The organism is Snodgrassella sp. ESL0253 (assembly GCF_013344965.1).
GTDB lineage: Bacteria > Pseudomonadota > Gammaproteobacteria > Burkholderiales > Neisseriaceae > Snodgrassella > Snodgrassella alvi_B.
This window is the reverse complement of record NZ_JAAEDQ010000017.1, coordinates 1-12,548: the sequence shown is the minus strand read 5'-3', so window position 1 is coordinate 12,548 and position 12,548 is coordinate 1. Positions and strand designations below refer to the sequence as shown.

The window sequence follows — 12,548 nt, the reverse complement described above, 5'->3', positions numbered from 1 at the left end:
TCATAATGAGACGGCTAATTCTGGTCATGGCAGTGCTCTGTGTAGTCACCCTGTATGTTCTGGCCGTCGCTACCGGTAATACCAGTGTTTTATCGCAATATTTCTGGTTTGCATTTGGCTTTGCTTCATTATTGGTGCTTACACTGACATTAATGGCCGGTTCTTACTGGTGGAAACTATTACAGAGCCGGCACCGGCATGAATTCGGTTCGAAAATTGCTATGCGTCTGGCCTCTATGTTTACACTGGTGGCCGTATTACCTGGTCTGTTCCTGTTTGGAGTATCTGCACAGTTTATTTCACACAGCATTCACTCATGGTTTGGTAACGATACTGAAGAAGCACTCAACCGCAGTATCAGCCTGAGTAAATCCGCTCTGGATTATGAACTGGACAATAGTGTCCGCCGGGCAGCCAATATCCAGATTGCCCTGATTGCCGCCGATGGTATGGAAGAACCACTCTTACCGGTTCTCGAAAGTAATGGCAAAAGCAAACAGTTTAGCCAGCTAAATATCCGCAATCTCCGCAGTAGCCAGCTTGTTGCCGAATATAATCCACTGCACCTTTCCACACCTGAACTTAACAAGAATCTGATACACCAGTTACATACCACAGGTTCAGTGCGGGAAATTGAAAGCATCAATAACATCCTTTATGCTCAGGGCTGGCTGATTTTACCGGGCCACAACAATGATAATGCCCTGTTTTTCCGTCAGCCCATTCCGCCCAAAGTTGCGCAGGATGCCACACTGATTGAAGCTGCCCGCGCCAAATATGGTGAACTGAGTTTTACCAAAAAAAGTTTACAAACCTTTTTTCTGGCCACTCTATTGATGGCCACCCTGCTGGCAATTGTTTTAGCCTTACTGGTAGCCCTGTATTTTGCACGCCAGTTTGTTGCACCAATTCTGTCGCTGGCAGATGGTGCCCGAGCAGTAGCCAAAGGTGATCTGGATGTCCAGCAAACCATTCACCGTAATGACGAACTGGGTAAACTAACTGATTTGTTTAATCACATGACAGTCCAGCTGCGCCATTCACGAGAGCAGCAGGAAGCAGCCAGACATTATCTGGAATATATTCTCAACAGCCTGACTACCGGCGTGGTTACCCTTAATCCAGAAAACTGCCTGATTACTTTTAACAAGATGGCCGAAAACATTCTCGGGCAAAGTCTGAACTCAATTCTTGGACAGAACATAAACCAGCTGGCCGAACAAAGCCCACGGGCAGCAATGCTGGCAGATGTATTCCAGCAGATTCTGGCTACGGAACACCAGAACAAACCAGCACAAATCACCTATAATCACAAAGATGAAACCCTGATACTGCTTGGCAAAGCCACACCACTACCTAAAGACAGTGGCGGCGGCACTATACTGGTATTTGATGATGTCACTGCTCTGGTAAGCGCACAAAAAGAAGCGGCCTGGGGTGAGGTTGCGCAACGGCTGGCACATGAAATCCGCAATCCACTGACACCTATCCAATTATCTGCCGAACGGCTGGCATGGAAACTCAGTGACAAACTCAGCGAAGCAGATGCCCAGATTCTCAACCGCGCCACCAATACTATTATTCGACAGGTAGCAGCGATGAAAGATATGGTTGAAGCATTCCGCAACTATTCCCGCTCTCCAGCATTAAAATTCACAAATCTTGATTTAAATGAATTAATACGCGAGGTTTTGGTACTTTACGAAGGTAGTAATTGTACATTTGCGGTTAATTTGAGTAAGATAGCAATGAATGTTAACGCCGACAGCGGGGCATTACGTCAGGTTATTCATAATCTGCTAAAAAATGCAGTGGAAGCAGCCACGGCTGATATCTCACCCGAAGTCAGCGTACTAACCGAGCTAAATAACGAACACATCCTTATCTACGTAAGCAATAATGGCAAAACATTCAGTCAGGAGATGTTATTACATGCATTTGACCCTTATGTAACAGACAAACCCGGTGGTACCGGACTGGGATTACCAGTAGTCAAAAAAATCATTGAAGAACACGGCGGGCGGATCCAGATCAGTAATCAGAAAAACGGACTGGCTTGTGTCAAAATAACCTTACCCTTACAGGTGAATAGAAATGCGAAGCAGTGATATTTTAATTGTTGACGATGAAATAGGTATCCGCGACTTATTATCGGAAATCCTACAAGACGAAGGTTATACCGTCACCACGGCCGAAAATGCCGATACTGCCCGCCAATTGCGTCAGCAAACCCGTCCTGCCATGGTATTGCTGGATATCTGGATGCCAGATTGCGATGGCATTACCTTACTGAAAGAATGGGCAAAATCCGGTCAGTTAACCATGCCAGTGGTAATGATGAGTGGCCACGCCAGTATTGATACCGCGATAGAAGCAACCAAAATCGGTGCACTGGATTTTCTGGAAAAACCCATTTCCCTGCAAAAACTGCTCAGCACAGTGGATCGTGCCCTGAAATATGGACAGATGCAGGCTGCCTCCAATCTGTCATTAGACAAACTCGGGCATAGCCCTGCTATCAAGGAGCTGAATCAGCATCTAGAACGTATAGCCAAATTCAGCACCCCTGTACTGCTAACTGGAGAGCTGGGTTCACCTTTTGAACTGGTTGCACGTTCATTTCATAAAAGCGCAACTCCGTGGGTGGAACCATCAAAAGTAGAGCAGATTGTTGACGCACCCATTGAATTATTGCAGAAAGCCACCGGCGGCATACTCTATCTGGGTGATATTGCCCAATATGGCAAAAGCACCCAGCAAAGCATCGGCTTTATCCTGACCAAAGCAGATCGCTACAATGTACGCATCATCTGTGTTTGTAGCCGGCCAATCAAGGAAATGATTACCGACCCGCTACAGGATAACAAACTGCTTAATACCCTTTCATCACTAATTGTTGCCATTCCTCCATTACGCTCACAACTGGATGACATGGTATTTCTGGTAGAACAAATTACTACCGAGCTGGCAGAAAGTCAGAAAATTCCGCCAGTAAAATTTACTACAGCAGCCCTGAATGAACTGCGCCAGTATGACTGGCCGGGCAATCTGGAACAGCTACGCAGTGTTGTCAAAAGCCTGATGCTAACGGCAGAACATAACGAAATCGACGTTAACGCCATCAGTACCATCCTGAATCAGTTTAAATATAACCACCCACATGAAAGCATGACTGGTTTTAATTTTGACCTGCCTCTGCGTGAATTGCGCGAAGATCTGGAAAGACGCTATTTCGAATACCATATTGCTCAGGAAGGGCATAACATGAGCAAAGTAGCCCAAAAAGTAGGCCTGGAGCGTACCCATCTTTATCGCAAATTAAAACAGCTTGGTATCCAGTTTTCACGACGCCAGACTGAAAATAAATCCTGTTGATTGGTACAAATAAAAAATTCCAAAAACAGATTATTAATTTTATTCATAACAACTGACGGATTTTTCAAAGAAAATATGCAATAAAACATTGATTGAGCATGCCTGAAACGTTATGGTTAGATATCTAACCATAACTACTGGAGAGGCTGTTCAATCATGAGTTTCACACCGCTGAGTTTTGAATTTTTCCCGCCACGGACTGAAGAAGGACGGCGTAAACTTGCTATTACCCGCAAGCAGCTAAGTCAATATCAACCTGAATATTTTTCATGCACTTATGGCGCAGGCGGCACCACACGCGCCGGTACACTGCAAACCATTACCGATATCTTGAATGATGGTGTGGCTGCCGCACCTCATTTAGCTTGTATAGGTGCCAGCCGCGAAGAAATGACCGGCCTGCTCCAAACCTATAAAAACATGGGTATCCGTCATATCGTAGCCTTACGTGGCGACGTTCCTTCCGGCGTAGGCTTCGGACATCAGGGCTTACGCTATGCCAATGAACTGGTTGGACTCATCCGTCAGGAATTTGATGACTGGTTTCATATAGAAATCGCTGCTTATCCTGAATTTCACCCACAATCCCGCAGTGCTGAAGATGATATCAATCACTTTGTGCGTAAATGTCAGGCTGGTGCTGACTCAGCTATTACCCAATACTTTTTCAATGCAGATAGCTATTTCTGGTTTGTAGATGAAGTGCAGAGCCGTGGAGTGAATATTCCTATTATTCCCGGCATCATGCCCATTGCCAGCTTCTCCAAGCTGGCGCGTTTTTCTGAAACCTGTGGTGCAGAGATTCCACGCTGGTTACGTCTGAAACTTCAGTCCTACGCTGACGATACTGCATCAATTAAAGCGCTGGGCCTAGATGTAGTGACTGAAATGTGCGATCACTTATTGCAACAGGGTGCACCTAGTTTACATTTTTATACCCTCAATCAGGCCGGACTGGTCTCCACCATCTGCCAGCGCTTAGGTTACTGATTTAAATAGATACTAAAAATAATGCACATAAAACTGTTCAACTTAATGGACTGTTCGCCTCAAGTAATTTCTTATATAAAACGCCATACAAATAAAAAACCCCCTATCAAATTAATGACAAAGGGCTATATGGATAATCTGTTACACTCTGTCTGGCAATCGCCTATTCCCAGCCAGTTACAACGCAACAAATAATGCTAATGCGTTAATAACTGATTCAAAAACTGTTGGGCGCGTTCATGCTGCGGCCGCTGGAAAAACTCTTCTGGCGCCGCTTCTTCAACAATTTCTCCATGGTCAATAAATACCACCCGATCAGCAACTTCACGGGCAAAACCCATCTCATGCGTTACTACCATCATTGTCATACCACTGAGTGCCAAATCTTTCATTACCTTTAGCACTTCACCAATCATCTCAGGGTCTAAGGCAGAAGTAGGTTCATCAAACAGCATCACCCGTGGTTCCATGGCCAGACCACGCGCAATCGCTACGCGCTGCTGTTGCCCACCGGATAGCTGCTGTGGGAAAGCATCACATTTATGCGCAAGTCCCACTTTAGCCAGAAGCTCCTGTGCCTTGGCTTCTGCCTCTGCGCGACTCTGTTTTTTCACCTTCATCGGTGACAAAATAATATTTTCCAAAACGGTTAGGTGTGGATACAGATTGAAATGCTGGAACACAAATCCAACTTCAGTACGCACCCGATTTAAATCTGCTTTCGGATCGGCGACATTAATCCCATCCACCCAGATTTCACCCCGCTGAATTTTTTCCAGCTGATTTACAGTACGAATCAGCGTAGATTTACCGCTGCCAGATGGCCCGCATACAACCACCACTTCCCCTTGGCTGACACTCAGATTCACACCATTAATAACATGTAAGTCCTTAAACCACTTATGGACATTTTTAAATTCAATCATGTATTCCCCACATCCTGAAACCGTCCGCATCAGCCACTCAGACAGACGCGCCAATTTGCAACAAATAATTACTTAATGCCACATAAAGCTCTGGCGTAATCCGCTCCGGCCGACAGCCCGGATCAATCCCCACGGCCATTAATGCTGCATCATCTACCCATTCCTTCAGATTATTATGAATGGTTTTCCGGCGCTGCTGAAAAGCCTGTTTGACCAAAGCAGCAAAATGATTAAAATCCTGCGCAACTCCAATACGACCACGCTGTGGAATCATCCGTACCACCGCCGAATCAACCTTCGGCGCAGGAGTAAATGCCTGTGGTGGCACATCAAGTAAATTTTCCATCTCAAAAAAATACTGCAACATCACACTCAAACGGCCATAATCATTACTACCCGCAACTGCCACCATTCGCTCAACCACTTCTTTTTGCAGCATAAAGTGCATATCAACAATATCATCAGCATACTGACCAAAGCGAAATAACAACGGCGTAGAAATATTATAAGGTAAATTACCCACAATTTTTTTTCGACCCGGCACACTGGCAAAATCAAACTGCAATACATCACCTTCATGAATAACCAGTTTGGATGCAAATGGCAAAGTACGCAAATGCGCCACAATATCACGGTCAATCTCAATCACATGCAACTTGTCAACAGCCGCCGCCAGAGGAGTCGTAATGGCTGCCAGTCCCGGACCAATTTCAATCACAATATCCGCAGGCTGTGGACGCACCGCACGCACAATATCCTGAATAATACTTTTATCCTGCAGGAAATTCTGGCCAAAGCGTTTACGGGCACGATGTTCTTTCATATCACTTCCTTCAAATTTGCCCTATTATAAAATAAAACCATTACCATCAACTTACCGGTTTAACCGGCACACGCCCACTGGCAAAGCCACCAACACCAGCCAGTATTTAATCAGACAGATAACGCAACGGATTAACCGCCCGACTATTCACCCTTACCTCAAAATGCAGCTTTACCCCAGTAGTACCACTGTCACCCATCGTCGCAATCGTCTGCCCCGCCTGCACACTCTGCCCATTGCGCACTTTAAGCGAGTCATTATATGCATAAGCTGTCATCGTACTATTACTGTGTTTAATCAATACCAGCCTGCCATATCCACGCAACTCATCACCAGCATACTGCACCGTACCCGCAGCTGCGGCCTTAACCGGTGTACCGCGGCTACCAGCAATATCAATACCCTTTTGCGTCTGGCCATTAAACATACTGATCACTTTCCCGCGTACCGGCCATTGCAAACGGATATCAGGAGCTGCTGTACTAGTAGCCACTGCTTCAGACCGACCTGCAACACGGCCAGACGACGGTTTTACTCCAGCAGGACGGCCTGACACCGCTGCAGGCTTGCGCACACGAATCAGTTGCCCCACCTCAATTGCATTAGCATTAGCCAGATTATTCCAGCGTACCAGCGTATTCACATTCTGATTAAAGCGTAAACCAATCCGATATAAAGTATCCCCACGCTGCACACGATAAAAACCATTTTGGGCACTACCACTCATTACCGGTGCCTTAGCTGCGGTGTTACTCTGACATCCGCCCAGTAACAATCCCATACATGGTATTAAATATAAACCAAACCGCCACAACATCCCGTACAACTTCCATACCTGTATCATTAATCTATCTCAACCCCAACAATAATCCGTACAGTACAATAGGTTTAGTTATCCTATGGTCAATATTAACATAGCTTTTCCCTCACATCCGCCAGCCGCCAGATCAATCTGCTAAGAGATACAGATAGCCATTTTATGCCCTGACATATTGAATTCCCCAATCCTGCAACCATCTATAAAAACTGTTATAGCTAAAAAGGGAAACTCACATGCGATATATGAGTTGGGCATTACTGATACTGGCGGCGCTGGAAGTGATTTCCATTATTCTGGTTAGTAATCTGATTGGCGGTGGCTGGACACTGCTTCTCATCATACTGTCTATTGCCTGTGGCGTGTTTATGCTGCGCAATATCGGCCTGTCAGGCTTATTTCTCGCTGTAACTACCATTCGCACCGGCAGCAATGTATCGCTCTACCAGTTATTATGGCCTCTCCGTTATATACTGGCAGCCATCATGCTTATCAGCCCCGGATTTGTATCTGATATATTCGCCGTCCTGCTACTGCTGCCCATCAGTGGTAAACCCTTAGCCAGTACCAGCAACAATCCTTTTACCAACACACCACAGCCAGACCAAAACGACATTATCGAAGGTGAATTCACCGTAGAAAACAACAATGGACAAACCCATCATTCCAATAAACACCAACACCTTCCACCCAGATAATTGGATTAATAAAAACCAAAAGCCGCACGGAATACATCCGGCGGCTTTTCTTCATTATGTTCCGTTACTCTAAACGCATTTGTGGAAACAGAATCACATCACGTATAGTCTGTGCGTCCGTCAGCAACATTACCAAGCGATCCATCCCAATACCACAGCCACCGGTTGGTGGTAAACCATACTCCATAGCACGAATATAATCCGCATCGTAGTGCATGGCTTCATCATCACCCGCATCCAGCTGTGCCACCTGAGCCTTAAAGCGTGCTGCCTGATCTTCAGAGTCGTTTAACTCCGAATAACCATTAGCCAGTTCACGCCCTACCACAAACAGCTCAAAACGTTCAGTTAAACCAGGTTTAGTATCAGAAGCACGTGCCAGTGGCGACACCTCTACCGGATAGTCAACAATAAATGTCGGCTGCCATAACTGAGCTTCAGCACACTCCTCAAACAGCGCCAGCTGTAAACTGCCCAGTCCCTGCGCCACAGGTAAAGCACCGCCCAGTTTTTTAATTTCAGATTTCAGCCATGCCTCATCTGCCAGCTGTTCATCAGCATACTGCGGATTAAAATGTTTGATTGCCTCCACAATAGTCATCCGCGCAAACGGCTGGCTTAAATCCACTTCCTTACCGTTATAGCTCACAACCGCACTACCAGTAGCCTCAATGGCTGCCGCACGAATCACCTTTTCCGTCATATCCATCATACGCTGGTAATCACCATAGGCTTCATAGAATTCCATCATGGTAAATTCCGGATTATGACGCGTACTCATACCTTCATTGCGGAAATTGCGATTAATTTCAAATACCCGCTCCAGCCCCCCTACAACCAGCCGTTTCAGATAAAGCTCAGGCGCCACCCGCAAAAATAAATCCATATCCAGCGCATTATGATGCGTTACAAACGGCTTTGCTGTTGCACCGCCCGGAATGGGATGCATCATCGGCGTCTCCACTTCCAGATAACGCTCGCTTACCATCACATTACGAACCGCCTGAATAATCCGGCTGCGTTTCACAAAAGTATCCCGCGTCTGCTCATTAGTAATCAAATCCACATAACGCTGACGGTATTTCTGTTCCTGATCAGCCAATCCATGGAATTTATCCGGTAATGGACGTAACGATTTAGTAAGCAGACGAATAGCGGATACCCGCACTGTCAGCTCACCATGATTCGTTCTCATCAGCTCACCTTCAGCACCAACAATATCACCCAGATCCCAGTGCTTGAACGCATCATGTAACTGCTCACCCACGCCCTGATTATTAATATACAGCTGGATACGTCCGGTCATATCCTGAATTGTAGCAAAGCTGGCTTTACCCATATGACGCTTCAGCATAATACGTCCTGCAACCTTGACTGGAACAGCCTTTTCCGCCAGAACATCTTTATCAAACTGCTCATACTGCTCATGCAGATCACCGGCAAAAGCATCGCGCTTAAAATCATTCGGAAACGCAATACCCTGCGTCCGAATTGCCGTCAGCTTATCGCGACGATTTGCCATAATCTGATTTTCATCCAGTTGCTCTTCGTGTGCGCCACCAACCGACGCATTATGCTGTTCACTCATATGTATTCCCATACCATAATATCTAGTTCTTTCCTGTAACCACCAGACAAAAACATCAACCCAACTGTGGCATTAATCAACCAGAAAATAACTACTTATTCTAATCCAAAATAGCCATTTTAACACGCAAAGCACCAGCCTCTTATCTGATAGCCAAACAACGTACCGTTAAAAAAACAGCATCATCAACCCATATCCACAAAAACTGCACAATAAACAATTAGCTGACACACACCATATATCTTTTAACGATTAAATCTCACACAAACTCATAATAAAATCCGGTTATATATTCTTACTTACAATACCTCACTGCAAATATATTCACTTTCAAAGAACACAATCACAACAACCACTACCTACCAAATCTGAAAGAAAACAAACCAGATAGCAGCGTCTATACCACTACCAATAAAGTAAAAAAATACTAAAAAAATAAATCAAAATTAAATTACCTCATTTCCACCAAATCAATTCAGCTTATATACAGTAATAATTAACGTAACCACATTCAGCAATTACCCAATAAAAACCATACATAAATATACAAATTAAAACCAACTAAAAATAACACCCCAAAACCCAGCTTAATAAAAATAAAATTTTCTTAAAATAATTCAATAAATTACATTTTGACTAATAACTAGCTTTGTAGTCGAATACAACAAGCAGATTTATTTTATAAACATTTACATTGATTTATATCGGCCAAGTATTCCCCAGCAGCATCACTACGGCATACAGAATCAGGAAGCTCAAATGAATAAAACTTACCAACCAACATGGCGAATCAGAACAAAAGCATATATCAGCGCATCCGCACCAAAGCCAGATTTCAGAAAAAAAACACTGGTTCAACTAATGGCAGTTATCGGCATTATCGCTTTCACTACCAGCGAAGCATATGCCAGCTGCTCTGATTCATCTAATAAAAATTGTATTACCAAAGAAACAAACTCATCGCCATCCACATACAGCGGAAACACCACCAATTTTGATGGCTATATCGCAAACGACAATACAGATCCAGTAAACATCTCCACCAGCGACAAACCATTAAATAATTCACTAACTATCATAAATAATGCTGGCGCCAGCGATTTGAACGTCACAGTAAAAAATACAAATATAAAAAACATATACTCCCTTAACAACTCAGGAAAAGCAGCAATATCAATCACCACAACCGCAGACATGACAACACCCAATGGTTTTGGCATCTCCGTGAGCAACGCCGGCACAAATCTCACGCTCAACACCAAAAACATTAACAGCCAGACAAACGCAATCTACGCTGTAAACTATGGTACCGGTGCCACCTCTATCACCACAGCAGACATCACCTCCAGCGGTAGCAATGGCATCTATGCACAAAATAGCAATAACACCACAGACCTGACCATCACAACCGGAACAATCAATGCCAATCAAAATGGCCTTTACCTCAAAAACAGTGGTACCGGTACCACCTCTATCACCATCAATGGTGATGTCACCTCCGCCAATAGTGATGCCATCTATGCAGAAAACGACCCCGCCGCAACAGATCTAGCCATCAATACCAAAACCGTTAACGGTAAAAATAATGGTATCTACGCCGCAAACTTCGGCACAGGTTCAACAACAGTGACAGCAGAAGGCAACATAACCGCAACCAATCAAAACGGCATATACGCATTCAATCATGGTAAGGATCTAACCATCAACACACACGATGTACAGGGTTCCCAAAGCGGAATCTATGCAACTAATGAAGGTACCGGTTCCACCTCAATAACAGCCAAAGGCAACATAACCGCAACCAACAGCGATGCCATTCATATTGAGAATAAAAGCAATACCAAAGACCTGATTATCAAAACAGATAACGTAAACGCCAAAATGAACGGTATATATACCACCAATAACGGTACTGGCATTACCTCCATAACTGTCAGTAACGATATTATCGCCGCCAATAGCACTGGAATATTTGCACAAAACTTAAATACAGCAAGCAACCTAAACATCAACGCAAAGAATATCAACGCCAACCTAAACGGTATATACGTCATCAATAATGGAACCGGCTCAACCTCAATCACCACTGCTGGCACCATACAAGGCCTGCACCAATATGGCATCCACGCAGAAAATAACCAAACAGGCACAGATATCAGCATTAATCAGACCAATGGTTCCATTACGGGCGCGTTAGACGGCATTGATGTACTCAACCGCACCCCGCATGGAAACAACACCGTCACCGTAACAGGGAAAGTCACTGGCGGCACGGGCGCAGGTATTTATACCAGCGGCAGCCCCGGAACCACCACACTAATCACACTTAATAACGGTGCCAATGTCGATGCCACCTCAGGTACAGCGATTCGCGACGCTGATGACAACTCCATTATCACTATCAACAATGGAGCCAAAGTAAGCGGCTCAATTATTCTGGGTAATGGCAGCGATACCTTAAACATCAATAGCGGAGCAGATACATCAGCTATTACCATACTTGATGGCGGCGATGACACCAGCGATAGTGATGGGATGATTGATACACTCAATATCAGCCAGTCGCTGACTGGTTCATCTAGCAGCAATGGCACAACCGGAAATATAGGCATCCGCAACTGGGAAAATATCAACCTCCTACAACAAAGTACACTCACCCTGACTGGTGATTTAAATACCAGCAACCTCAATATCGACCCAGCTGCAACATTAAATCTTATCCCATCCCTACATCAGGCCATAATAAATGGCAATATCACAAATTCCGGTAATCTAAGCTTAAGTAATAATCAAGCAGGTGACCACTTAACCATCAATGGCAACTATATCGGCAACAATGGCACAATTACCCTGGATACCGTATCACAGGATAATAACAGCGCAACCGATAAATTGTTTATTAATGGTAATGCCTCCGGTCGAACCACAGTACGAATGAATAACACAAACGGACTTGGTGCTGATACCGGCACCACCGATGGTATTGAAATTATCAATATCACAGGTAACAGCACCAACAACGCCTTTAATCTGCAAAATGATCATATTGATGCTGGTGCTTACGAATATCATTTGTACAAAGGCAATATTAATGGCCAGAACAGCAACTGGTATTTACGCTCTCAACTAGCAAAACCTGACGATCCAAATAACCCGAGCGACCCGAACAACCCGAACAACCCGAACAACCCGAACAACCCGAATAACCCGAATAACCCGAATAACCCGAATAACCCGAATAACCCGAATAACCCGAATAACCCGAATAACCCGAATAACCCGAATAACCCGAATAACCCGAATAACCCGAATAACCCGAATAACCCGAATA

At 44.6% G+C, this 12,548-nt stretch carries 10 protein-coding genes; 5 read left to right on the top strand and 5 right to left on the bottom strand.

Going from position 1 to position 12,548, the window contains the following annotated elements:
• Positions 1–5: 5 nt before the first annotated feature.
• The 3 genes from GYX26_RS10680 (at position 6) to metF (ending at position 4,365) form a co-directional block, all read left to right on the top strand.
• A complete protein-coding gene (locus GYX26_RS10680) occupies positions 6–2,108 on the top strand; it encodes a PAS domain-containing sensor histidine kinase (protein ID WP_174829228.1) in 2,103 nt (700 codons plus the stop codon).
• Positions 2,095–3,375 carry a sigma-54 dependent transcriptional regulator gene (locus GYX26_RS10675; protein ID WP_174829227.1) on the top strand — a complete coding sequence of 427 codons (1,281 nt, stop codon included), beginning with the start codon at positions 2,095–2,097 and terminating at the stop codon, positions 3,373–3,375. Before GYX26_RS10680 ends, GYX26_RS10675 begins: the two co-directional genes overlap by 14 nt.
• Positions 3,376–3,531: 156 nt before the next feature.
• Entirely contained in the window at positions 3,532–4,365 is an 834-nt protein-coding gene (gene metF / locus GYX26_RS10670; protein WP_174829226.1) for a methylenetetrahydrofolate reductase [NAD(P)H], read from the top strand.
• Between the two features lie 197 nt (positions 4,366–4,562).
• Here metF and GYX26_RS10665 read toward each other — a convergent pair whose 3' ends face one another.
• The 3 genes from GYX26_RS10665 to GYX26_RS10655 form a co-directional block, all read right to left on the bottom strand.
• Positions 4,563–5,291 carry an amino acid ABC transporter ATP-binding protein gene (locus GYX26_RS10665; protein ID WP_174829225.1) on the bottom strand — a complete coding sequence of 243 codons (729 nt, stop codon included), beginning with the start codon at positions 5,289–5,291 and terminating at the stop codon, positions 4,563–4,565.
• A 37-nt stretch (positions 5,292–5,328) separates the two neighbouring features.
• Entirely contained in the window at positions 5,329–6,114 is a 786-nt protein-coding gene (gene rsmA / locus GYX26_RS10660) for a 16S rRNA (adenine(1518)-N(6)/adenine(1519)-N(6))-dimethyltransferase RsmA (RefSeq protein ID WP_100090406.1), read from the bottom strand.
• A 106-nt stretch (positions 6,115–6,220) separates the two neighbouring features.
• Positions 6,221–6,841, bottom strand: coding sequence for a peptidoglycan DD-metalloendopeptidase family protein (locus GYX26_RS10655; RefSeq protein ID WP_238791281.1), 621 nt, complete (start codon positions 6,839–6,841; stop codon positions 6,221–6,223).
• A gap of 326 nt (positions 6,842–7,167) precedes the next feature.
• Here GYX26_RS10655 and GYX26_RS10650 point away from each other — a divergent pair, with 326 nt between their 5' ends.
• Positions 7,168–7,629, top strand: coding sequence for an FxsA family protein (locus GYX26_RS10650; RefSeq protein ID WP_174829223.1), 462 nt, complete (start codon positions 7,168–7,170; stop codon positions 7,627–7,629).
• A 64-nt stretch (positions 7,630–7,693) separates the two neighbouring features.
• Here GYX26_RS10650 and lysS read toward each other — a convergent pair whose 3' ends face one another.
• Positions 7,694–9,217: a lysine--tRNA ligase gene (gene lysS / locus GYX26_RS10645; RefSeq protein ID WP_174829222.1), complete on the bottom strand. Its 1,524-nt coding sequence runs from the start codon at positions 9,215–9,217 to the stop codon at positions 7,694–7,696.
• Positions 9,218–10,218: 1,001 nt separating this feature from the next.
• Positions 10,219–10,413, bottom strand: a complete 195-nt coding sequence (locus GYX26_RS10640) for a hypothetical protein (protein ID WP_174829221.1) — start codon at positions 10,411–10,413, stop codon at positions 10,219–10,221.
• Here GYX26_RS10640 and GYX26_RS10635 point away from each other — a divergent pair.
• Positions 10,412–12,548: autotransporter outer membrane beta-barrel domain-containing protein (locus GYX26_RS10635; protein ID WP_174829220.1), on the top strand; the 2,137-nt coding region annotated here is incomplete at its 3' end. The genes GYX26_RS10640 and GYX26_RS10635 overlap by 2 nt on opposite strands.